We start from the raw sequence: 23,335 nt of genomic DNA, 5'->3' as shown, positions 1-23,335 counted from the left end.
TGTCAGGTACGCAACTGGCAGCTGAAGAAACGCGTTCGCCAGCAAGCCGGCTCCTACAAATTTCTGCTGCCGCCGGCTCCAGCAGAATCCCTCAGTCCCACACCCGAATTCACCCCCGATATAAATGATTTCTCAAGATCCCAAACGGTAGGAGCCGGCTTGCTGGCGAATGCGGTGTGTCAGGTACGCAACCGGCAGCTGAAGAAACGCGTTCGCCAGCAAGCCGGTGCCTACATTTTCTCCTGCCGCCGGCTCCAGCAGCGTCCCTCAGTCCCACGTTCGAGTTCACCCCGGTGTAAATGATCCCCCGCGATCCTAAGCTGTAGGAGCCGGCTTGCTGGCGAATGCGGTGTGTCAGGTACGCAACTGGCAGCTGAAGAAACGCGTTCGCCAGCAAGCCGGCTCCTACAGATTCCGTTGGCCAGCTTGCGTTTTGAGTTCCTCAGTCAGTTTGCAGCTCGACCAGCACCGTCCCTTCCTTGACCATCTCGCCTTCTGCGCAGTAGAGCGCTGCCACGGTGCCCGCGGTGTTGGCGCGAATGCTGTGTTCCATTTTCATGGCTTCCAGCACCACCAGCGCTGTCCCAATCTCAACCTGCTCGCCGACGTCGACCAACACCCGAACGATACTGCCGTTCATGGGGGCACTGAGCCCGCCTTGATGCGCGTGGCTGGAATCCGCTTCGGCGACGGGATCGAAGTTGCGCACGGCGTGCATCTCACCCTGCCAGCGCAGGTAAAGCGTATCGGCCCTGCGAATGGCCAGCATTTGCCGGCGCACACCGTCCCGCTCGACCTCAAGGTGCTCGCCCGACAGCCGAACGCTGTGATGAGGGTCAACGCGTAGCGCCACGCTCCTGGTGTGCATCCCGCACACCAGGTTCAGCGTCGCCTCGCGGTGTCCCCCAAGGCGCAGCCCGTTCACCGACGACCAGGGAGAGTGCGCATCGTCCGCCCTGACCCGCGAGGGTGCGGTACTCAGGTAAGCCTGGGCTGCCAGCGGCCAGAACGCGTCAGCCAATTCAGCAGGCGGCGGGAGCAAATCCTGCTGATAACGGGGGATGAAGTCGGTGTCCAGCTCGGCGTCGGCGAACCCCGGGTGCGCAATGATGCGGCGCAGGAACGCGAGGTTGGTGCGCAGACCACCAATAGCGAACTCGTCGAGCATCGCCAGCAAACGCAGACGTGCTTCTTCGCGGGTCTCGCCCCAGGCAATCAGTTTGCCGAGCATGGGGTCGTAGAACGGCGACACCTCGTCACCTTCGGCCACGCCACTGTCGACGCGCCTTCCCGGGCCGGGCGCAGATTCGCGGTACAGCGCGAGCGTCCCGGTTGCCGGTAGAAAGTCATTGGCGGGGTCTTCCGCGTACAGTCGTACTTCGATGGCGTGACCCTTCAGCGGGACCTCGGCCTGGGTGATCGGCAACGGCTCGCCCTGCGCCACGCGGATCTGCCAGGCCACCAGGTCCAGGCCAGTGATCGCTTCGGTGACGGGGTGCTCGACCTGCAGGCGCGTGTTCATCTCCATAAAAAAGAACTCGCCACGCGCATCCAGCAAAAACTCCACCGTGCCGGCGCCTACGTAGCCGATTGCCTGAGCAGCCCGCACGGCCGCCTCACCCATTGCCTGGCGCATCTGCGCGGTCAGCCCGGGTGCCGGCGCTTCTTCGACGACCTTCTGGTGACGGCGCTGAATAGAGCAGTCGCGCTCGTTGAGGTACAGGCATTGGCCGTGCTGGTCGGCGAACACCTGGATCTCCACATGGCGCGGCTTGAGCACGTATTTTTCGACCAGCATGCGCGAATCGCCGAACGACGACAGCGCCTCACGCTGCGCCGAGGCCAGCGCATCAGCCAGATCCTCATCGCGGTCGACCACCTTCATGCCTTTGCCGCCGCCGCCCGCCGTGGCCTTTAGCAGCACCGGGTAACCGATTCGTGCAGCGGCTTCGCGAAAGGTCGCAGCGTCCTGGGCATCGCCGTGATAACCGGGTACCAGCGGGACGCCAGCAGCCTCCATCAAGGTTTTGGCAGCGGACTTGCTGCCCATGGCGTCGATCGCCGAGGCGGGCGGGCCGAGAAAAACGAGCCCCGCAGCCTCGACGGCGCGAGCAAAGCCGGCATTTTCGGAAAGAAAACCGTAGCCCGGATGAATCGCCTGAGCACCGCTGGCCCTGGCAGCCTCGATCAGTGCATCGACCTGCAGATAGCTCTCGCTGGCCTTGCTGCCGCCAAGGTTGACGGCGATGTCGGCCTCGCGCACGTGTCGTGCGTTGCAGTCCGTGGCGCTGTGCACGGCAACCGTGGTGAGGCCCATGGCCTTGGCGGTGCGCATGACCCGGCAGGCGATTTCACCGCGGTTGGCGATCAGCACCGAACTCAGCTGTTTAGTGTGCAGGACGCTCATCACTGCGGTTCTCCTAGGGGGCTGCGCGGGCCCTGCAGACTGTCCGCGCCTTTTGAAGTGGAGGGCTCGCCGCGCCACGCGGGTTCGCGTTTCTGCAAGAAGGCGCGCAGGCCTTCCTGGCCTTCGGCGCTGACCCGGATGCGCGCGATGGCGTTTTCGCAATAGCGGCGCAGGGCAGGGGTCAGCTCCCCGTCGGCCACCTCGCGCAGCAGATCTTTGCTGACGCGCATGGCTTGGGGGCTGTTGAGCAGCAGGTTGGCAATCCAGGCGTCCAGCTGCTGCTCAAGTTCGGCAGCAGGGAAGCAGTCCGCCAACAGGCCGATTTCCCGTGCTCGGGTGCCATCGAAGCGTTCAGCCGTCAGCGCGTAGCGACGTGCATGGCGTTCACCAATGGCTTGCACCACGAAGGGGCTGATCACCGCAGGCGCGAGGCCGATCTTCACTTCTGACAGGCAGAACTGCGCGTCCTCGGCGCCAATGGCCATGTCGCAGCAACTGATCAGGCCCAGCGCGCCGCCGTATGCCGCGCCTTGCACCACGGCCAGGGTCGGCGCCTTGAACTTGGCGAGGTTGTACATCAGCTCGCCGAGTTCACGGGCGTCGCCCAGGTTGGTGTTGTAGTCAAGATTGGCCGACTCCTGCATCCACGCCAGGTCGGCGCCGGCGCTGAAGTGCCGGCCACGGCCGCGCAGGACCAGGAAGCGCAGGCTGTCGTCCTTTTGCAAACGGTCCAGCGCGATGATCAGTTCGCGGATCATCTGCGCATTGAAAGCATTGTTCTTCTCCGGGCGGTTCAGCCAGAGCGTGGCGAACCCGCGCGGGTCGCGAACAATATCGAGTGTGGCGAAATCGTTCATGGGGCAATCCTTGGTCACATCCGGAACACGCCGAAGCGCGTCGGTTCGATGGGAGCGTTAAGCGACGCGCTGATGGCCAGGCCGAGAATCTCGCGCGTTTGCGCCGGGTCGATAACGCCGTCGTCCCACAGCCGTGCACTGGAATAAAAGGGGTGCCCCTGATGCTCGTACTGATCCAGGATCGGTTGGCGCAACGCGCTCTCTTCTTCAGCGCTGAACGCCTGGCCGTTGCGCTCGGCCTGCTCGCGCTTGACCTGCACCAGCACGCCCGCCGCCTGTTCGCCACCCATCACGCCGATCCGGGCGTTCGGCCACATCCACAGGAAGCGCGGGTCGTAGGCGCGACCGCACATGCCATAGTTACCGGCTCCAAAACTGCCGCCGATGATCACCGTGAACTTCGGCACCCTGGCGCAGGCCACTGCCGTGACCAGCTTGGCGCCATGTTTGGCAATGCCGCCGGCTTCGTATTTCTGGCCAACCATGAACCCGGTGATGTTCTGCAGGAACAGCAGCGGAATGCCCCGCTGGCAGGCCAGCTCGATGAAGTGCGCGCCTTTTTGCGCGGCCTCGGCGAAGAGGATGCCGTTGTTGGCAAGAATGGCGATGGGGTAGCCGTGCAGATGAGCGAAACCACACACCAGCGTGGTGCCGAACAGGGCCTTGAATTCATCGAAGCGCGACTCGTCGACCAGCCGCGCGATGACTTCGCGCACGTCAAACGGCTGCTTGGCATCGGCGGGGATGACGCCGTACAGCTCGTGGTCGGGGTACAGCGGCGGCATGGGCGGGCGGGTTTGCAGCTGACCGAGCTTGCGCCAGTTCAGGTTGGCCACGCAGCGCCTGGCCAGCGCCAGCGCGTGGGCATCGCTGTCGGCGTAGTGATCGGCCACACCCGAGACCTTGCAATGCACGTCAGCCCCGCCCAGGTCTTCAGCGCTGACCACCTCGCCCGTTGCCGCTTTCACCAGCGGGGGGCCGGCAAGGAAGATCGTCGCCTGCTCGCGCACCATGATGGTTTCGTCGGCCATTGCCGGTACATAGGCGCCACCCGCGGTGCACGAGCCCATCACGACGGCGATCTGCGCGATGCCGTCGGCGCTCATGTTCGCCTGGTTGAAGAAGATTCGGCCGAAGTGCTCACGGTCAGGGAAGACCTCGTCCTGGCGTGGCAGATTGGCGCCACCGGAATCCACCAGATAAACGCACGGCAGACGATTTTGCTGGGCAATCGCCTGGGCGCGCAGGTGCTTCTTCACCGTCAGCGGGTAGTAACTGCCGCCCTTAACCGTCGCGTCGTTGGCGATGATCATGCATTCCACGCCTTCGACCCTGCCAATGCCCGCGATAAGGCCTGCGGCGGGCACGTCTTCGCCGTATACGTCATGGGCGGCGAGCTGACTGAGCTCCAGAAATGGCGAGCCTGTGTCCAGCAGGTGATTGATGCGCTCGCGGGGCAGCAATTTACCGCGCGAGGTGTGGCGCTCCTGCGCTTTGGCGCCGCCACCGCGTTGAGCGTGTTCGAGTAGATTGCGCAGCGCGTCGAGCTGTTTGCGCATGGCCGCGTCGTTGCCGGCGAACTCCGGGGAGCGCGGGTTGAGCTGGGTGTGCAGAGTGGTCATAAGGCCTCCGGCGCTGTCAGCGGGTCTCGTTGAACAGTTCGCGGCCAATTAGCATGCGGCGGATCTCACTGGTGCCGGCGCCGATCTCGTAGAGCTTGGCGTCGCGCAACAGTCGGCCTGCTGGAAATTCGTTGATGTAGCCATTGCCACCAAGGATCTGGATGGTGTCCAGGGCCATTTGGGTTGCCCGCTCTGCGGCATACAAAATCACCCCGGCGGCGTCCTTGCGCGTGGTTTCTCCGCGCTCGCACGCCTGGGCCACGGCGTAGAGGTAGGCGCGGCTGGCGTTCAGCTGCGTGTACATGTCGGCTACCTTGCCCTGGATCAACTGGAACTCGCCGATGCTTTGACCGAATTGCTTGCGGTCATGAATGTACGGCAGCACCACGTCCATGCACGCCTGCATGATGCCGACCGGACCGCCCGAGAGCACAACTCGCTCGTAATCGAGGCCGCTCATCAGCACCTTGACGCCGCCATTCAGCGCGCCGAGCAGGTTTTCTTCCGGTACTTCCACGTCGTCGAAGAACAGCTCGCAGGTGTTGGAGCCGCGCATGCCCAGTTTGTCGAATTTGTTGCCGCGCGAAAAACCGTGCCAGTCGCGCTCAACGATGAACGCGCTGATGCCATGGGCGCCTTTTTCTGGCTCGGTCTTGGCGTAGATCACGTAGGTGTTGGCATCCGGCCCGTTGGTGATCCAGGTTTTGCTGCCGTTGAGTATGAAGCGGTCGCCACGCCGGTCAGCGCGCAGCTTCATCGAAACCACGTCGGAGCCGGCGTTGGGTTCACTCATGGCCAGCGCGCCAACGTGCTCGCCGCTGATCAACTGGGGCAGGTAGCGGGCTTTCTGTTCAGGGGTGCCGTTGCGGTTGATCTGATTGACGCAGAGATTGGAATGCGCGCCGTAGGAAAGCGCTGCGGAGGCAGACCCACGGCTGATTTCTTCCATGGCAATCACATGGGCCAGGTAGCCCAGGCCTGCGCCGCCGTATTCTTCGTCGGCAGTAATGCCCAGCAGGCCCATGTCGCCGAACTTGCGCCACATGTCGGCAGGGAAGAGGTTGTCTTTGTCGATCTGTGCAGCACGTGGAGCAAGCTCGGCGGCGACAAATGCGCGGACTTGGTCGCGCAGCATGTCGAGGGTTTCGCCGAGGCCGAAATTGAGCGTGGGGTAATTCATGGACGGCATTCCCGTTGTTATTTTTGTAGGCAGTCAAATCGAGCGTTGGGGTGTCACCTTTACGTTAACGTAAACCTGCGGACGCGCAGATGTCAACGTGTTGCTGTAGTGCAACCTTGAGGGTAAAGGGGAGGGCTGTTGGGAGAGGGTATTGGCGGAGGATGAACAGCACGAAGGGGAGCCTGGGCTCCCCTTCAAGTAGTCATTGCATGCTCTTTTTTATTTTCAGGTGGCCTGTTGTTATTTTTGGCAGCCAGCCTTTTTCCTTTTATGAGCGGCCCCCATCCGGGGCCAAGAGCAAACGTATTTTTTTGAGCGCTGATACACCTCGATCTTTCGATCCAATCCGCCTGGTCGCTGTCTTGGGACAGTTTTATTGTTCTCGGTCGGTTGTGAGGCTTGTGCCTCAGGTAAAGCGATCCACTCCAAAAAAATCTGTTAGCTGCGTCTCTGTCCGTGTTGTTCTTGTTATGTCAGAGCCGATACGTGTTGTTTTTATTGGGAGGTTGCTGCTGTTATTTTTATTGTACGTAAGAGATAGCAGAAGCCATGCCAACTTTTAAAGGGTCCCGGATTTACCGGCTTTGCGGGCTTCACCGGGCTGGATTCAAGGGTGAATCTGTCGCCAGGTGTTTCCGTGTTACCCGTTTCCCTGAACGCGATGGCGGGCAGGGTAACACTGTGTGACAACTTGTCGCACATCAAGCCGACAGACGTGCTTTCGCGACCCGGGAGCCGTTTGCCCGACCCAGGGTGTCGCTGATGCGTTGGCCGGCGGCAATGAGCTTGTCCAGATCAATGCCGGTTTCGATGCCCAGACCGTTGAGCAGGTAGACCACGTCCTCGCTCGCCACGTTGCCGGTCGCGCCTTTGGCGTAGGGGCAGCCGCCAAGCCCGGCAACAGAGCTGTCGAAGACCTGAATGCCTTCCAGCAGGCTGGCGTAAATGTTGGCAAGGGCCTGGCCGTACGTGTCGTGAAAATGGCCGGCCAGTTTGCCGCGCGGAATCTGCCCAGACACGACGTCAAACAGTGTTCGAGTGGCGCCCGGTGTACCGGTGCCAATGGTGTCGCCGAGGGACACTTCATAGCAGCCCATGGCGTAGAGCTCGTTGGCAACTGCGGCCACTTGCTTGGGTGCGACGTCACCTTCATATGGGCAGCCCAATACGCACGAGACATACCCGCGAACGGTAATGCCATGCAGTCGCGCGGCTTCCATGACCGGTAAAAAACGCTCCAGGCTTTCGCTGATCGAGCAATTGATATTGCGTTGGGAAAAAGCTTCCGACGCAGCGGCGAACACCGCCACCTCCTGGACCCCGGCAGCCAGCGCGTCCTCGAAACCGCGCAGATTGGGCGCCAGTGCCGCGTAGGTCACGCCCGGTTTGCGTAGTAGCCCGGCGAACAGTTCAGCGGAGCCGGCCATTTGCGGCACCCATTTTGGCGACACGAAACTGCCTGCCTCGATATAGCTCACGCCAGCCTCAGCCAGGTTGTGCACCAGCTGCAACTTGTCGCTGACGCTGACGGGTACAGCTTCGTTCTGCAGACCATCGCGGGGGCCGACTTCGACCAGGCGGACGCGCTGAGGGAGGGACATATCGACACCTTATGAAATAGTGGGCGTTAAGTTAGAGGGCTATCTCGCTGATTTATAAGGACTTCGATAGCTCTGCGTTGCAGCGCTCTTCGGCGGTATCCAGTTCAAGCTGCATTTGCTGGATGTCCAGCAGTTGTTGGTCAAGCTGGGCGCGTCGTTCGGCAATCTTTTCGAGCATGGTGCTGAGCTGCTTGTGGTTACCGCCTGCCGGGTCGTACAAACCGATCAGGTCGCGACACTCCGCGAGGGAGAAACCGATGCGCTTGCCGCGCAGAATAAGCTTGAGGGTGACTTTGTCGCGCGGCGAATAGACGCGCTCAAGCCCGCGTCGTTCCGGACTGAGCATGCCTTGTTCTTCATAGAAGCGGATGGTGCGGGTGGTGATGTCCAGCTCGCGAGCGAGGTCGGAGATGCTGTACGTGGTGGTCATGGCAGTGCTCGATACGGAAGGCATGCGCGTAACGTAAGTTGTGCTTTACGTTAACGTCAAGCAGCCCCTCAACGCTTGAATCTTCTTCCCGGCTAAAACCGGTCCCACTGGATGCCTGCATTTTCAATAGTGGGACAGCATGTATCCGTTGGTGCTGGCTGGAACGCCGGATTGTGGGACCGGCTTCAGCCGGGAAGGCGTCGGCAGTCACGCCGAGAAATTGAGGGTGTTCATACCGGCATCTTCCCGGCTAAATCCGGTCCCACTGGATGCCTGCATTTTCAATAGTGGGACAGCATATATCCGCTGGTGCTGGCCGGTCCCACTAACAGATTGCCCACTGGCTCTCCGCAAAAGCCTACTTACCCGCGGCCTCAAGGGTCTTGCCCAACTTGCGCTCCTGCGCAGTCACCAGTTGGCAAAGTTCGATGATCTGCTCGCGCATCCAGCGGTTGGCCGGGTCCTGGTCGGTGCTTTCGTGCCAGTAGAGGTGCGTTTCCACGGTCGGCACGTCGTTCACCGGCAAGTACACAAAATGCAGATCGTTGCGCCGGGCGAAGCGCTCGGGGACGGTCATGACCATGTCGGTCTGTTGCAGCACCTGGGAGGCCATCAAGTAGTGCTGCGAGCGCAGGGCCACTTTGCGCTGAATGCCCATCTTGCCAAGCGCGAGGTCGACATAGCCCAGCCCGCTGCGGCGGCTTGAAATGTGAATATGCGCGACGCCAAGGTAGTCATCCAGGCTGATCGCCTCTTTGCCTGCCAGCGGATGACCCCGGCGCATGGCGCACACGTATCGGTCTTCCATCAGCTTGACGTGACGCACCTGCGGGTCGGTGTTGAGCGGGGCATCCACGGCGAAATCCAGACGCCCTGCAGCAAGCTCCTTGGTGGTTTCGCGACGCTTGGACAGAAAGCTTTCGATGGTCACGGTGGGCGCGAGACGGCGCAGACGCTGGAACAGCGCGGGCAAGATCACCGCTTCGGTGAGGTCGGTCATGCTGATGCGGTAGTTCTTGCTCGCCTGCAGCGGATTGAAAATCCTGCTCTCTTGCACCGACACCCGCAGCAGCGACAGCGCATTGCGCACCGGTCCGATGATGTTCTGCGCCATCGGCGTCGGCACCATGCCCTGGGCGGTGCGCACGAACAGCGGGTCGTTGAAGGTTTCTCGCAGCCGCGCCAGTGCATTGGACACGGCGGGCTGGGTAATGCCGACGATCTGGCCGGCGCGGGTCAGGTTGGCCTCGGTATAGATGGCGTCAAACACAATGAAGAGGTTGAGATCGACCTTGCTCAGGTTCATGGCGGTGCGCCTCGGGCAGTTCTTGTTGTTAGGAATGCGCCGATCATATATCGGTTATGAATGTTTATACACGCCGAGAATAGGTTAGATAAATGGGGAAGGCTGCTCTAGCATCGGATCACGACCTGACAACACCTCACAGAAGGCAGCTGCCCAATGGATTTTGCTTACTCCCCCAAGGTTCAGGAACTGCGCGAGCGTGTGACGGCTTTCATGGACACGTACGTGTACGCGGCCGAGCCTGTCTTCGAGCGCCAAGTGGCTGAAGGCGATCGCTGGCAGCCGACGGCGATCATGGAGGAGCTCAAGGCGCAGGCAAAAGCGCAGGGCCTGTGGAACCTGTTCCTGCCCGAATCCGAACTCGGGGCCGGGCTGACCAACCTGGAATACGCCCCGCTGGCCGAAATCATGGGCCGTTCGCTGCTGGGGCCCGAGCCCTTCAACTGTTCGGCACCGGACACCGGCAACATGGAGGTGCTGGTGCGGTATGCCAGCGAAGCGCAGAAGCAGCAGTGGCTCGAGCCCTTGCTGCGCGGCGAGATTCGTTCTGCTTTCGCCATGACCGAGCCGGACGTCGCTTCATCAGACGCGACCAATATGGCAGCGACCGCTGTGCGCGAGGGCGATGAGTGGGTGATCAACGGACGCAAGTGGTGGACGTCCGGCGCCTGCGATCCTCGCTGCAAGATCATGATTTTCATGGGCCTGAGCAATCCGGATGGGCCTCGTCACCAGCAGCATTCGATGATCCTGGTACCCACGGACACGGCCGGGGTGAAAATCGTGCGGCCGCTGCCGGTGTTCGGCTACGACGATGCGCCCCACGGCCACGCCGAAGTGCTGTTTGAAAACGTGCGGGTGCCGTACGAAAACGTCCTGCTGGGTGAAGGCCGCGGCTTTGAAATCGCCCAGGGTCGTCTCGGTCCGGGTCGGATTCACCACTGCATGCGTTCGATCGGCATGGCGGAGCGTGCGCTGGAATTGATGTGCAAGCGCTCTGTGCAGCGCACCGCGTTCGGTCGGCCGTTGGCAAAGCTCGGTGGCAACATCGACAAAATTGCTGACTCACGCATGGAAATCGACATGGCTCGTCTGCTAACACTGAAGGCGGCGTACATGATGGACACTGTCGGCAACAAAGTGGCGAAAAGCGAGATCGCGCAGATCAAGGTGGTGGCGCCCAACGTGGCATTGAAGGTCATTGACCGGGCCATCCAGATGCACGGCGGCGCCGGGGTGTCCGGTGACTTTCCGTTGGCCTACATGTACGCCATGCAGCGCACCCTGCGCCTTGCCGACGGCCCGGATGAAGTCCATCGCGCGGCCATCGGCAAATTCGAGATTGGCAAATATGTGCCTGCGGACATGCTGCGCAGCAAACATTCCTGAGCGGCAAAAGGTTCAGCGGTCCCGGAGACTTTCCGGGTAGCCCGCTGAACGTCTGGGGTCATTCCAGCTCAAGCCAGATCGGCGCATGGTCCGAAGGCTTGTCCATCGAGCGCAGGTGGTAATCCACGCCAGCGGCTTTGATGCGCGGTTGCAGGCCGTGGGAGGCGAGGATCAGGTCGATGCGCAGGCCGCGCTTGGGTTCATCCTCGAACCCGCGACTGCGGTAATCGAACCAGCTGAACTGATCGACGACTTCCGGGTACAGATGGCGGAAGCTGTCCACCAACCCCCAGCTCTTGAGTTTGGCGAGCCATTCGCGCTCTTCCGGCAGAAAGCTGCACTTGCCGGTTTTCAGCCAGCGCTTGGCATTGTCGGCGCCAATGCCGATGTCGCTGTCTTCCGGAGAAATGTTGACGTCTCCCATCACCACCAGTGGCTGGTCGTTACTGAACCTGGTCTCCAGCAGCTGTTGCAAGTCGGCATAGAAGCGCAACTTCGCCGGGAACTTGGTGGGATGATCACGGCTTTCGCCCTGTGGGAAATAGCCGTTCATGACGGTGACAGGGTTGCCGTTGCGGTCAGCGAACGCCCCCCATATGAAGCGACGCTGGGCGTCTTCATCATCGTTGTCGAACCCTTTGTGAATCGACAACGGGGGCTGCCGCGAGAGCAGGGCGACGCCGTAGTGGCCTTTCTGCCCGTGAAAATGCACGTGGTAGCCCAGCGCTTCGATATCGGCCTGGGGAAACTGCTCGTCGGAGACCTTGGTTTCCTGCAGCCCGATGACGTCGGGCTGGTGTTTTTCGATCAACGCCGCCAGTTGATGTGGTCGGGCGCGAAGACCGTTGATATTAAAAGACACAATTTTCATGGGCGGCGGTCCTGGCAAAAACAAACGGCGATGCTAGCTGACCTGCCCGGCAACGGCCAGTGTCGGCTGTTTCCCGCGGCGTTTAAGGAGCCGGCAACGTGCATTCCTGAACCGAGGGCAAGTGACGGGAACTGCGCTCGCAAGCGGCGACTCGAAGCCTTGATGTCAACCACCCGGGCGGGCCGCATTTCGGCCCCGCCGGCGGCTTACCAAAAGGACGATTACCATGCCTGAAATGGCCAGCGAAACGGTGCAGATCCGTGAGCTCGACAGCGGCTACTCCCGCGAAACCCGCACGCTGCTGTACCAGGCTTATCTAAAGGAGCCGAGCTTCGCTTACCTGTTCGAATCCGGTCGGCCCGGCTATGAGCGCCGTGTGAAAGCGACCATCCGTGCTTTGGTCAAAGAGCACTATTTTCAGGACATGCCGGCGTTGGGCCTGTTCGTGGCGGACCGCCTGGTCGGCGTGACCCTGATCGCACCGCCGCAACGGCGCCTGGGCATCACCGAAAGCTGGGCCTGGCGCATTCGTATGCTCATGAGCACCGGGCTGCGCTGCACTCAGCGCTACCTGGAGTATTACCACGCCGTGCTGGCGTGCCTGCCGACCGAATCGGTCCATGTGCTGCCGCTGTTCGGCGTACATCCCGATCTGCAGGGGCGAAACTACGGGGAACAACTGCTGCAGGCATTGCACGACTGGTGCGCGCAGGACAAGAACTCCAAAGGCATCGTCCTCGACACCGGCAACGGCGATTATCTGGACTTCTATAATCGACACGGTTATCAGGAAATCGGTGAAGTAGAAGTAGGACCTGTCCGAGAACATATATTTTTCCACCCCAATCCCCAAGTTTCATTGGGTTCGGCGGCTTGAGCGTCACACGCTTGTCATTTTTCGCGGGTTTCAGCAGCCCGCTTCGCTCGTGTAGCATTCGCGCCTATGAAGTTTCCCCATCGCTACACCAGTGGTTTTGTCCTGATGTTGTCCAGCTGCGCGGCCTTCGCCGATGCGCAGCTGGAAGTTCGGATCAAGCCCTCCAACGCCGCACTCAAATCCAACATCGAAGGGTACGTGGGCAGCCTCGGCGAGCGCGACGAACCGGCGCTGGAGCGCTTCAGCGTCGGAGCGATCGAGCAGGCGCAAAAGGCCGCTCAGGCGCTTGGCTATTATCAGGCGCAGATAGACAGTGAAGTCCGCCACGTCGACAACAACCTGCAACTGCTGCTGAACGTGCAGGCCGGAGAGCCGGTTCACCTGCGCAATGTGTCCATACGCGTGACGGGGCAGGCCGCACAACTCAAAAGCTTTCGCGTGCCGAAAGGCGATGCGCTGAAATCCGGGGCCGTGCTCAATCACGGCGTCTATGAGGACGCCAAGCACCTGATCGAGACTCAGGCTGCGCGCTACGGCTTTTTCAGCGGCCGGTTTGTCACCCAGCGTCTGTCGGTAGACCCGCGCGCGGGCGTGGCCGACATCGAACTGGTCTACGACAGCGGCCCGCGTTTCTCGCTGGGCAAAGTGACATTCAGTGGCGACGCGCCGTTCGACGAGGAGCTGCTGCGGCGTATGGTGCCCTTCAAGCAAGACACACCCTATGACTCCGAGCTGATTGCCGAGCTCAATCAGGCCATGCAGGCGAGCGGCTATTTCGAAGGCGTGCGGGTCAATGCCTCGCCGACCGATGCACAGGCCCAGGTCATCCCGGTCGACGTGCAGTTGCAAACCCGCAAACCCCGAACCCTGGGGCTGGGGGTGGGCTACTCCACCGACGTTGGCCCGCGGGTCAAGGCCAACTGGACGCGCCACTGGGTCAATCCCCAGGGCCACAGCTATGGCGCGGAGGCCGAAATCTCGGCGCCACGGCAGAACGTCGGGCTGTTCTATGACATCCCGCTGGACCCGCCGCTGACCGACAAATTGCGTTTTGCCGGCGGTTATCAGTACGAAGAAATCGCCGACACCGACAGCCTCAGCAAACTCCTGACTGTCGGCCCCGAATGGCACAGCAAGCTACCCAGCGGCTGGGAACGGGTCATTTCCCTGAAATGGCAGCGCGAGGAATACCGCCTGGGGGACGATTCTGGGCTGAGCACCTTGCTCATGCCCGGCATCAGCTATTCCTACCTGCGCAGCGACAACCGGATCGACCCACACAACGGTTATCGCCTGCAGTTCGACACGCAAGTGGCCAAGGAAGGCCTCGGCTCGGACGCCAACCTGTTGCACGGCACCGTGCTGCTCAAAGGCCTGACCACGGTCGCGCAGAATCATCGTTTCCTCGGGCGCGTGCAGGTCGGCGGCAGTGCCACCAACGGCTACAAGTCCATCCCGCCGTCGTTGCGATTCTTTGCCGGTGGCGACCAGAGCGTGCGCGGTTATGACTACCAGTCGCTGTCGCCCGAAAACTCCGACGGCGACAGGATTGGCGGCCGCTACATGATCGCCGGCAGCGCCGAGTATCAGTATTCCATCGCCGAAAAATGGCGGGTGGCGGCGTTCGTCGATCAGGGCAACTCGTTCAACTCCCTTGATTTGCCAAGCCTCAAGACAGGGGTCGGCATCGGTGTGCGCTGGGTGTCCCCGGTCGGCCCGCTGCGCCTGGACCTCGCCCATGCACTGGACGAAGAGGGCGGCATTCGCCTGCACTTCTCGATGGGGCCTGAACTGTGACAAACGGAGCTCTGGTGAAACGCATCGCGGCAATAACGGCGATTACCCTGCTGTCAGTCCTGATCCTGGTGGTCCTGGCTCTGTCCTTGCTGCTGGGTACGCAAACCGGCAGCAGCTGGGCGCTTGGGCGGGTGCCGGGGCTGTCGGTCGAGGGGTTCGCCGGGCGCCTGGGTGGCGCCTGGCAGGCGGACCATCTGGTTTGGCAGCAAGGGCAAAGCACGGTCGAGATCGACGCACCGGTGTTCGACTGGTCGCCCTCATGCCTGATGCGCATGACCCTGTGCATCGACACCCTGCAGGCCGGCGACATCAGGCTGCAGTTCCCGCCGTCCAGTGGCGAAACCGCCAGTGGCCCCACCACCTTGCCCGACCTCAATCTGCCACTGGCCCTGCAACTAGGTCGCGTACAGATCGGCAGCCTGCACCTGGACGGCACCGAGCAGGTTCGAGACGTTCAACTGGCCGCACACTGGACCGCTGAGGGGCTGAAGATCGATGCACTGCACGCCAGCCGTGACGACATTACCCTCGACCTGTCCGGGTTGCTCAAACCCGCAGGCGACTGGCCGCTGACAGCGCAAGGGCACCTGAAACTGCCGGACGTCAGTGGCCAGCCGTTGTCACTTGCGCTGGATATTCAGGGTGACCTGCTCAAGACGTTGACGCTCAATGCGCAGAGCAAGGGCTACCTCGAAGCCAGCCTGGTCGGGCAGCTACAGCCGCTGGTCGAGAACCTGCCGGCTGATATCGCCATCACCAGCGAGGCGTTCAAGCCGGCGGCCGATCTGCCAGACACCCTGCAACTCAATCACCTTGTCCTGAATGCCAAAGGTGACCTGGCTAAGGGCTATGCGATAACCGGTAATGCCAGCCTTCCCGCCGAAAAGGGACCGGTAGCACTGACATTGCAAGGCCGTGTTGACGCCAAGGGCGCAGACATTACAACCCTGGACCTGACGGCCAGTGAAAATCAGCGCCTTCAGGCCAGCGGCAAACTGGACTGGCAGCAGGGCCTGCGCGCCGACGCGAAGATCAACTGGCTGGATTTCCCATGGCATCGCTTGTACCCGGTTATCGATGAACCGCAGATCAGCGTTCACACCTTCACCGGAGAAGTGTCCTACACCGACGGCAACTACCTTGGCCATTTCGCTGGGGATTTCAAAGGCCCGGCGGGCCCGTTCAGCCTGCAAAGCCCTTTCAGCGGCGATTTGCAGCAGATTTTTCTGCCCCAGCTTGAACTGGCGGCGGGACAGGGCAAGGCCAGCGGTCATTTGAACCTGCAATTTGCCGATGGCATTGCCTGGGACACCGCGCTGGATCTGAGCGCGATCGATCCAGCCTACTGGGTGGCTGAACTGCCGGGATCACTGGCCGGGCCGTTGCGCAGCAAAGGCGCCTTGCGCAACCAGCAACTGAGCCTCAATGCGGATCTCGACTTGAAGGGGCGCCTTCGTGGCCAGCCTGCGGTCATCCAGGCCAAGGCCGACGGTGCTGATGACAAGTGGAACCTCACCGCTCTCCAGGTTCGGCTGGGGGACAACCGCATTCAGGGTGCCGGCAGCCTGCAGCAAAAAGTCTCCGGCCAACTGGACATCAGTCTGCTGCGGCTGGGCCAATTGTGGCCGGGTCTGCAAGGGCAGATGAAAGGACGGCTCGATGTCGCGGGCACGCTTCAAGCGCCCCAGGGCCAGTTGGCGTTACAGGGCTCCCAACTTGCGTATCAGACGAACAAGCTGCAAACCCTCGCGCTGTCCGCCCGACTGGATAACGCGCAACGCGCCACGGTTGACCTGAAAACCAGCGGAATTCAGGCGGGCGACACTGCACTCGGCGCCCTGATCGTCAACGGTCAGGGTGATATCAAGCGCCAGCAACTAAAGCTTGATCTGCAAGGGCCGTTGCTCAAGCTGGCTCTGGCGCTTGACGGCACACTGGACAAAGGCAACTGGCGCGGCCGACTGGCCAGCGGCGATGTGCAAAGTGGAGGCCAGGACTGGAAGCTCCAGCAGCCGGCGAAACTGGAGCGCCTGGCTGACGGCAAAGTGAACTTTGGCGCGCACTGCTGGGTGTCTGGCCCTGCGAGTCTGTGTGGCGAGGACCAGCGGCTGATGCCCGAGCCACGTTTGCGCTATCACCTCAAGCGCTTCCCGCTGGAAAGCCTCGCGCAATGGTTGCCCAAGGACTTTGCCTGGAGAGGTGCTCTGAATGCCGATATTCAACTGGATGTCCCGGCGGCCGGTCCCAATGGGCAGGTGGTCATCGACGCCAGCGGCGGGACGTTGCGCGTCAAGGACAAGAACCAGTGGCTGGACTTCCCTTACGACACCCTGAAGCTGACCAGTGTCCTCACTCCCAGGAAGGTGGACACGAGCCTGATTTTCCGCGGCGGAAAACTCGGTGAGCTGCTGGCCAGCGTGAGCATCGACCCGATTGGCAAAAACAAGCCCGTCACCGGCGATTTCACCCTGAGCGGGCTGGACATCTCGCTGGCACGGCCGTTCGCACCGACGGTGGAGAAACTCAACGGCAAGCTCAACGGCCGCGGTCGGATCTCCGGCAGCCTGCTGGCGCCGCTGATCAATGGCAACGTTGCGCTCAATGACGGCGAGGTGTCAGGTCCCGAGTTGCCCGTCAGTCTGGAAAAACTCAACGTGCAAGCGGTGATTGCCGGCGAGCGCGTCGACCTCACTGGCGCCTGGGTCAGCGGGGCGGCCGGACGGGGGAGCATTGGCGGGCATGTCGCCTGGGCCGATGCGCTGGACGTCGACGTTGCCCTTAAAGGCTCGCGATTGCCGATCACGGTGGAGCCTTACGCCAAGCTCGAGGCCGCACCTGATTTGAAAATCACCCTGGCGGGTGACCGGCTTGCGGTCTCCGGCAAGGTGTTGATCCCCAAAGGCGAGATCACCGTGCGCCAGTTGCCTCCGTCCACGGTCAAGGTGTCGGATGACACCGTGATCGTTGGTCAGCAGACCAAACAGGGCAAAGCGCCACTGGCCATCGCAATGGACGTGAACGTCGAAGTCGGGCAAGAAACCCTCGCGTTCAGCGGGTTCGGACTGACGGCCAATCTGGCCGGGCACGTGCACATTGGCGACAACATGGACACCCGTGGCGAATTGAACCTCAACGACGGCCGTTACCGTGCCTATGGCCAGCGTCTGACGATCCGTAAAGCCCGCCTCCTGTTTGCCGGGCCGGTGGATCAGCCGTATCTGGACATCGAAGCCATTCGCCAGACCGACGATGTGATCGCCGGCATCCGCTTGAGTGGCAGCGCGGAGCAGCCGACCACCACGGTGTTCTCGGAGCCCGCGATGAGCCAGGAGCAGGCACTGTCTTACCTGGTGCTCGGCCGACCGTTGAGCACCAATGGCGAGGACAGCAACATGGTCGCCCAGGCGGCCCTGGCTCTGGGGCTGGCAGGGGGCTCCTCCACTGCGGGCAAACTGGCGTCCGGGCTTGGCATTCAGGATTTCGATCTGGACACCTCAGGCAGCGGCGACAAGACGGCCGTGGTCGCCAGCGGCAAGATCACCGACAAGCTCAGCTTGCGTTATGGCGTAGGGGTGTTTGAGCCCGCCAACACCATTGCATTGCGCTATCTGCTGTCGAAAAAGGTCTATGTGGAAGCCGCCAGCGGTGTGGCGAGTTCCCTGGACATCTTTTACAAGCGCGATTTCTGATGGTGGTGACCTGTCGTACAAATTCATGGATGGCGATAGGTCACCACACGCTTTCGTGGTTAACTTCCGCTTTTGCACCCCACCTCACATAAGGACTCAGCTCATGGCACAAGTGACTCGTAGAGGCTCCCCGGTACAAATCAGTGGCGAACTGCCAAAAGTCGGCAGCAAGGCACCGGCTTTCACGCTGGTGGCGGGCGACCTGTCCGACGCTACCCTTGAAACGTTTGTCGGCAAGCGCAAGGTGCTGAATATTTTCCCAAGCGTCGATACGCCGACCTGCGCCACCTCGGTGCGCAAATTCAATGCCCAGGCCAACGACCTGACCAATGCTGTCGTACTGTGCATCTCTGCAGACTTGCCGTTCGCCCAGGCTCGCTTCTGCGGTGCGGAAGGCCTTGAAAACGTGAAAAACCTGTCGACCATGCGCGGCGCGCAGTTCATGCAGGATTACGGCGTGGCGATTGCCGATGGCCCGATGGTCGGCCTGACCACCCGCGCAGTGATTGTGCTGGATGAAAACGACACTGTGCTGCACAGCGAGTTGGTCGCGGAGATTGGCCAGGAGCCGGACTACGACGCAGCGCTGGCGGTATTGAAGTAACTTCGCCGTCCGCGCTGTGCCATCAACCAATGGCACAGCGCGGCGACGCACAGGCGGCCTGACTTCCTCAGGCCGTTTTTTATTTGTATGTCAGCACTTTATCCAAAGTAAGCACTAGGTAAATTGCCGGTAAAGGCCCTTTGCTTGGCCTCTATCTATGCTTATTGTTCAGCCTCCCGAAGACGCTCGCGCGCACACTGGTTGATTTATTCATGCAATTGTCTGGCCCCCGTAATTCCCGTCGCTGGCTGCTAAGCCTGCTGGTTCTGTTGATCGTCGCTGGTCTTTGCTGGCGCTTCTGGCCGGGTTCTTCGTCGCAATCGGACGCGAACGGGCAGAAAACCGAGCAGGCGCAGAAAGGCGCCAGCCGCAGCGGCGGTGCGGGGAAGCCGGCCGGACCGCGTCCGGGCTTCGGCGGCGCCACCGCTCCGGTGCCTGTGCGGGTTGCAGCCGCAACCACGGGCGACTTCCCGATTTACTACAAGGCCCTGGGCACGGTCACCGCGCTGAATACCATCAATGTGCGCAGCCGGGTGGGCGGCGAACTGATGAAGATCAACTTCCAGGAAGGCCAGCAGGTCAAGGCCGGCGATCTGCTGGCAGTGATCGATCCGCGTGCCTACCAGATCGCCCTGCAGCAGGCCGAAGGCACGCTGATGCAGAACCAGGCGTTGCTCAAAAATGCTCAGCTTGATGTACAGCGTTATCGGGGCCTGTACAAAGAAGACAGCATCGCCAAGCAAACCCTGGACACGGCCGAGTCGTTGGTTGGCCAGTACCAGGGCACCATCAAGACCAATCAGGCGGCAGTGGGCGATGCGAAACTCAATCTGGAGTTCTCGCAAATCCGCGCGCCCATCTCTGGGCGCATCGGTTTGCGCCAGCTCGACGTGGGTAATCTGGTCGCCGCCAATGACACCACCGCACTGGCGGTGATCACCCAGACCAAGCCCATCACCGTCAATTTCACCCTGCCGGAAAAAGACCTTGCTGAAGTGCTGACCCGCTACCGCAGCGGCGACAAACTGCCGGTGGAGGCGTGGGACCGTGGCGACCTGAAGCTGCAGGCCAGCGGCGTTCTGGCCAGCATCGACAACCAGATCGACATCACCACCGGAACGCTGAAATTCAAGGCGCGTTTCGATAACCAGAATGAAGCGCTGTTCCCCAATCAGTTCGTCAATGCGCGCCTGCTCGCCAACACCCTGAAAAGCGTTGTGCTGGTACCCACTGCCTCGGTGCAGTTCGGGGTCAACGGCACCTTTGTGTATGTGATGGATGGCGACAAGACCGTGCGCATCCGCCAGCTGAAAACCGGGCCGAGCGACGAAAACTCGACGGTGATTACCGACGGTCTGGTCGCCGGTGACCGCGTTGTGCTCGAAGGCACCGACCGTCTCAAAGACGGCAGCGCAGTGGAGGTCGTCAACGACAGCAAGGACGTGCCGGCAACGCCTGGGCAACAGTTGCAAGGCAAGCCATCGAAGGAGTCCGGTGAGTCTGCGGACAGCGGAACAGCGAAGAAAGGCAACGTATGAACCTGTCACGGCTGTTCATCCTCAGGCCGGTCGCCACCACGCTGAGCATGCTCGCCATCGTGCTTGCCGGCCTGATCGCCTACAAGCTGCTGCCCGTGTCGGCACTGCCGCAGGTCGATTACCCGACCATCCGGGTGATGACGCTGTACCCCGGCGCCAGCCCGCAGGTGATGACCAGTGCCGTGACGGCGCCGCTTGAGCGCCAGTTCGGGCAGATGCCCGGCTTGACCCAGATGGCCTCGACCAGCTCCGGCGGCGCGTCGGTCATTACCTTGCGCTTCAGCCTGGACATCAATATGGACGTCGCCGAGCAGGAAGTGCAGGCGGCGATCAACGGCGCAACCAACCTGTTGCCCAGTGACTTGCCGGCGCCGCCGACCTACAACAAGGTCAACCCCGCTGACACCCCCGTGCTGACGCTGGCCATTACCTCGAAAACCATGTTGCTGCCCAAACTCAACGATCTGGTCGACACGCGCATGGCGCAGAAGATCGCGCAGATCAGCGGAGTCGGCATGGTCACCATCGCCGGCGGGCAGCGTCAGGCGGTGCGTATCAAGGTCAACGCCGACGCGCTGGCCGCCAATGGCCTGAATCTGGCCGACGTGCGCACGCTGGTCAGCGCCTCCAACGTCAACACACCCAAGGGTAATTTCGACGGCCCGACGCGCGTTTCCATGCTCGACGCCAACGACCAGCTCAAGTCACCGGAGGAATACGCCAACCTGATCCTGGCGTACAACAACGGCGGGCCGCTGCGGCTCAAGGACGTTGCCGAGATCGTCGATGGCGCGGAGAACGAACGTCTCGCTGCGTGGGCCAATGAAAACCAGGCCGTGCTGCTCAACATTCAGCGCCAGCCGGGCGCCAACGTCATTGAAGTGGTTGACCGCATCAAGGCGCTGCTGCCAAGTATCACCGACAACCTGCCGGCCGGCCTGGACGTCAAGGTGCTCACCGATCGCACGCAAACCATCCGCGCTTCGGTCAGCGACGTGCAGCACGAGCTGTTGATTTCCATCGTGCTGGTGGTGCTCGTCACCTTTCTGTTCCTGCGCCGCCTCAGCGCAACGATCATTCCTTCAGTGGCCGTGCCGCTGTCGCTGATCGGCACCTTCGGGGTGATGTACCTCGCCGGCTTTTCGGTGAACAACCTGACATTGATGGCGATGACCATTGCCACCGGCTTCGTGGTGGACGACGCCATCGTCATGCTGGAAAACATTTCCCGGCACCTGGAGGAGGGTGAGACGCCGCTGCAGGCCGCGCTGAAGGGCGCGCGGCAGATCGGCTTCACGCTGATTTCGCTGACCATCTCGCTGATCGCCGTGCTCATCCCCCTGCTATTCATGGCAGACGTGGTGGGGCGGCTGTTCCGGGAGTTCGCGATCACCCTGGCCGTGGCCATTCTGATTTCACTGGTGGTGTCGCTCACACTTACTCCGATGATGTGCGCGCGCTTGCTCAAGCGCGAGCCGAAGGAAGACGAACAAGGCCGCTTCTACAGGACCAGCGGCGCCTGGATCGACTGGCTGGTGGCCGCCTACGGGCGCAAGTTGCAGTGGGTGCTCAAACACCAGCCGCTGACCCTGCTGGTGGCCATCGCGACCCTCGGGATCACCGTTCTGCTGTACCTTGCCGTGCCCAAGGGGTTCTTTCCGGTGCAGGACACCGGCGTCATTCAGGGCATTTCCGAGGCGCCGCAGTCGGTGTCGTTTGCCTCCATGAGTCAGCGCCAGCAGGCCTTGGCCAAAATCATCCTTCAGGATCCCGCAGTCGCCAGTCTGTCGTCCTACATCGGTGTCGATGGCGACAACGCGACCCTCAACAGCGGCCGCATGCTGATCAACCTCAAGCCCCACAGCGAGCGCGACGTGACCGCGTCCGAAGTGATCCAGCGCCTGCAGCCGGAAGTCGATCAGCTCTCGGACATCCGCCTGTTCATGCAACCGGTGCAGGACCTGACCATCGAAGACCGCGTCAGCCGCACGCAATACCAGTTCAGCATGTCTTCACCGGATGCCGAGTTGCTTAACCTGTGGAGCGGCAAGCTGGTTGAAGCATTGGTTCAGCGTCCCGAGTTGACCGACGTCGCCAGCGACTTGCAGGACAAGGGGCTGCAGGTGTTCCTCAATATTGATCGTGACGCGGCCAGCCGGCTGGGCGTGACGGTGGCCAATATCACCGATGCGCTGTACGACGCGTTCGGCCAGCGGCAGATCTCCACCATTTACACCCAGGCCAGCCAGTACCGCGTGGTGTTGCAGGCCGATTCAGGCAGTGAACTCGGTCCCCAGGCGCTTGAGCAGATCCACGTCAAGACCACTGACGGCGGTCAGGTCAAGCTGTCGAGTCTGGCCCGAGTCGAACAGCGCCAGGCGCAGTTGGCCATTGCCCATATCGGGCAGTTCCCTGCGGTGATGATGTCGTTCAACCTGGCACCGGGCGTTGCGCTGGGCAAGGCGGTGGACGTCATCGAGCAGGTGCAAAAAGACATCGGCATGCCGATCGGTGTGCAGACGGAGTTTCAGGGCGCGGCCGAAGCGTTCCAGGCGTCGCTCTCCAGCACGCTGTTGCTGGTGCTCGCGGCTGTGATCACGATGTACATCGTGCTGGGCGTGCTGTACGAGAGCTACATCCATCCCATCACCATCCTCTCGACCCTGCCGTCGGCGGCGATCGGGGCCTTGCTGGCGTTGATCCTCAGCGGTAACGACCTGGGCATGATCGCCATCATCGGCATCATTCTGCTGATCGGCATCGTCAAAAAGAACGCGATCATGATGATCGACTTCGCCCTCGATGCTGAGCGCAATCGCGGGATCGACCCGCAGACCGCCATCTATGAAGCGGCGCTGCTGCGCTTCCGGCCGATTCTCATGACCACCCTGGCCGCGTTGTTCGGCGCGATACCCCTGATGTTCGCATCCGGCTCCGGGGCCGAGCTGCGCCAGCCACTGGGCCTGGTCATGGTCGGCGGCCTGTTGGTCAGCCAGGTGTTGACGCTGTTCACCACCCCGGTCATCTATCTGTACTTTGATCGGCTGGGGCGCCGGTTTGCGCGGCAGCCCAAGACCGAGGCGGCGCTATGACCGGCCAGCTGCAAGCCTCCAGCTTCAAGCTTCAAGCTAGAAGCAGCCATGCGCAGGCCGGGGCTTTTGCTTTCC

At 61.7% G+C, this 23,335-nt stretch carries 15 protein-coding genes; 7 read left to right on the top strand and 8 right to left on the bottom strand.

From position 1 onward, the window contains the following. Positions 1–442 precede the first annotated feature (442 nt). From LT42_RS04390 to LT42_RS04360, 7 genes are all read right to left on the bottom strand, one after another. Positions 443–2,407: an acetyl/propionyl/methylcrotonyl-CoA carboxylase subunit alpha gene (locus tag LT42_RS04390; RefSeq protein ID WP_037010254.1), complete on the bottom strand. Its 1,965-nt coding sequence runs from the start codon at positions 2,405–2,407 to the stop codon at positions 443–445. Beyond that, complete coding sequence (locus LT42_RS04385; RefSeq protein WP_037010252.1) at positions 2,407–3,264, bottom strand: gamma-carboxygeranoyl-CoA hydratase; 858 nt, start codon at positions 3,262–3,264, stop codon at positions 2,407–2,409. Before LT42_RS04385 ends, LT42_RS04390 begins: the two co-directional genes overlap by 1 nt. Positions 3,265–3,278: 14 nt before the next feature. Then, positions 3,279–4,886, bottom strand: a complete 1,608-nt coding sequence (locus LT42_RS04380; protein WP_037010250.1) for a carboxyl transferase domain-containing protein — start codon at positions 4,884–4,886, stop codon at positions 3,279–3,281. A gap of 16 nt (positions 4,887–4,902) precedes the next feature. Continuing rightward, positions 4,903–6,066, bottom strand: a complete 1,164-nt coding sequence (locus LT42_RS04375) for an isovaleryl-CoA dehydrogenase (RefSeq protein ID WP_037010247.1) — start codon at positions 6,064–6,066, stop codon at positions 4,903–4,905. A gap of 701 nt (positions 6,067–6,767) precedes the next feature. Continuing rightward, a complete protein-coding gene (locus tag LT42_RS04370) occupies positions 6,768–7,667 on the bottom strand; it encodes a hydroxymethylglutaryl-CoA lyase (RefSeq protein ID WP_037010246.1) in 900 nt (299 codons plus the stop codon). Positions 7,668–7,719: 52 nt separating this feature from the next. Beyond that, entirely contained in the window at positions 7,720–8,097 is a 378-nt protein-coding gene (locus LT42_RS04365; protein ID WP_037010245.1) for a MerR family transcriptional regulator, read from the bottom strand. Positions 8,098–8,455: 358 nt separating this feature from the next. Beyond that, positions 8,456–9,403: a LysR family transcriptional regulator gene (locus LT42_RS04360; RefSeq protein WP_037010244.1), complete on the bottom strand. Its 948-nt coding sequence runs from the start codon at positions 9,401–9,403 to the stop codon at positions 8,456–8,458. A gap of 156 nt (positions 9,404–9,559) precedes the next feature. Here LT42_RS04360 and LT42_RS04355 point away from each other — a divergent pair, with 156 nt between their 5' ends. Continuing rightward, positions 9,560–10,792 carry an acyl-CoA dehydrogenase gene (locus LT42_RS04355; protein WP_037010243.1) on the top strand — a complete coding sequence of 411 codons (1,233 nt, stop codon included), beginning with the start codon at positions 9,560–9,562 and terminating at the stop codon, positions 10,790–10,792. 58 nt (positions 10,793–10,850) lie between these two features. Here LT42_RS04355 and xthA read toward each other — a convergent pair whose 3' ends face one another. After that, positions 10,851–11,663, bottom strand: a complete 813-nt coding sequence (gene xthA, locus LT42_RS04350) for an exodeoxyribonuclease III (RefSeq protein ID WP_037010241.1) — start codon at positions 11,661–11,663, stop codon at positions 10,851–10,853. Positions 11,664–11,889: 226 nt separating this feature from the next. On the opposite strand from xthA, the gene LT42_RS04345 reads away from it, so the two are divergent. From LT42_RS04345 to LT42_RS04320, 6 genes are all read left to right on the top strand, one after another. Continuing rightward, positions 11,890–12,540 carry a GNAT family N-acetyltransferase gene (locus LT42_RS04345; protein ID WP_037010239.1) on the top strand — a complete coding sequence of 217 codons (651 nt, stop codon included), beginning with the start codon at positions 11,890–11,892 and terminating at the stop codon, positions 12,538–12,540. A gap of 66 nt (positions 12,541–12,606) precedes the next feature. Further along, positions 12,607–14,337, top strand: coding sequence for an autotransporter assembly complex protein TamA (locus tag LT42_RS04340; RefSeq protein WP_037010237.1), 1,731 nt, complete (start codon positions 12,607–12,609; stop codon positions 14,335–14,337). A 32-nt stretch (positions 14,338–14,369) separates the two neighbouring features. Next, complete coding sequence (locus LT42_RS04335) at positions 14,370–18,026, top strand: translocation/assembly module TamB domain-containing protein (RefSeq protein ID WP_420806893.1); 3,657 nt, start codon at positions 14,370–14,372, stop codon at positions 18,024–18,026. A gap of 103 nt (positions 18,027–18,129) precedes the next feature. Next, positions 18,130–18,630: a thiol peroxidase gene (tpx, locus tag LT42_RS04330; RefSeq protein ID WP_037010233.1), complete on the top strand. Its 501-nt coding sequence runs from the start codon at positions 18,130–18,132 to the stop codon at positions 18,628–18,630. A 212-nt stretch (positions 18,631–18,842) separates the two neighbouring features. Next, on the top strand, positions 18,843–20,168 hold the full coding sequence (locus tag LT42_RS04325; RefSeq protein ID WP_037010231.1) for an MdtA/MuxA family multidrug efflux RND transporter periplasmic adaptor subunit: 1,326 nt from the start codon (positions 18,843–18,845) through the stop codon (positions 20,166–20,168). Beyond that, complete coding sequence (locus tag LT42_RS04320; RefSeq protein ID WP_037010229.1) at positions 20,165–23,260, top strand: MdtB/MuxB family multidrug efflux RND transporter permease subunit; 3,096 nt, start codon at positions 20,165–20,167, stop codon at positions 23,258–23,260. Before LT42_RS04325 ends, LT42_RS04320 begins: the two co-directional genes overlap by 4 nt. Positions 23,261–23,335 lie beyond the last annotated feature (75 nt).

The organism is Pseudomonas lutea, assembly GCF_000759445.1.
Lineage (GTDB): Bacteria > Pseudomonadota > Gammaproteobacteria > Pseudomonadales > Pseudomonadaceae > Aquipseudomonas > Aquipseudomonas lutea.
The sequence above is the reverse complement of the archived record's forward strand: the minus strand, read 5'-3'. Positions and strand labels throughout refer to the sequence as shown.

What these genes read in the sequence shown, in the direction of transcription:
- LT42_RS04390 (WP_037010254.1), bottom strand. Translation starts at nt 2,407, where the DNA reads ATGAGCGTCCTGCACACTAAACAGCTGAGTTCGGTGCTGATCGCCAAC.
- LT42_RS04385 (WP_037010252.1), bottom strand. Translation starts at nt 3,264, where the DNA reads ATGAACGATTTCGCCACACTCGATATTGTTCGCGACCCGCGCGGGTTC.
- LT42_RS04380 (WP_037010250.1), bottom strand. Translation starts at nt 4,886, where the DNA reads ATGACCACTCTGCACACCCAGCTCAACCCGCGCTCCCCGGAGTTCGCC.
- LT42_RS04375 (WP_037010247.1), bottom strand. Translation starts at nt 6,066, where the DNA reads ATGAATTACCCCACGCTCAATTTCGGCCTCGGCGAAACCCTCGACATG.
- LT42_RS04370 (WP_037010246.1), bottom strand. Translation starts at nt 7,667, where the DNA reads ATGTCCCTCCCTCAGCGCGTCCGCCTGGTCGAAGTCGGCCCCCGCGAT.
- LT42_RS04365 (WP_037010245.1), bottom strand. Translation starts at nt 8,097, where the DNA reads ATGACCACCACGTACAGCATCTCCGACCTCGCTCGCGAGCTGGACATC.
- LT42_RS04360 (WP_037010244.1), bottom strand. Translation starts at nt 9,403, where the DNA reads ATGAACCTGAGCAAGGTCGATCTCAACCTCTTCATTGTGTTTGACGCC.
- LT42_RS04355 (WP_037010243.1), top strand. Translation starts at nt 9,560, where the DNA reads ATGGATTTTGCTTACTCCCCCAAGGTTCAGGAACTGCGCGAGCGTGTG.
- xthA (WP_037010241.1), bottom strand. Translation starts at nt 11,663, where the DNA reads ATGAAAATTGTGTCTTTTAATATCAACGGTCTTCGCGCCCGACCACAT.
- LT42_RS04345 (WP_037010239.1), top strand. Translation starts at nt 11,890, where the DNA reads ATGCCTGAAATGGCCAGCGAAACGGTGCAGATCCGTGAGCTCGACAGC.
- LT42_RS04340 (WP_037010237.1), top strand. Translation starts at nt 12,607, where the DNA reads ATGAAGTTTCCCCATCGCTACACCAGTGGTTTTGTCCTGATGTTGTCC.
- tpx (WP_037010233.1), top strand. Translation starts at nt 18,130, where the DNA reads ATGGCACAAGTGACTCGTAGAGGCTCCCCGGTACAAATCAGTGGCGAA.
- LT42_RS04325 (WP_037010231.1), top strand. Translation starts at nt 18,843, where the DNA reads ATGCAATTGTCTGGCCCCCGTAATTCCCGTCGCTGGCTGCTAAGCCTG.
- LT42_RS04320 (WP_037010229.1), top strand. Translation starts at nt 20,165, where the DNA reads ATGAACCTGTCACGGCTGTTCATCCTCAGGCCGGTCGCCACCACGCTG.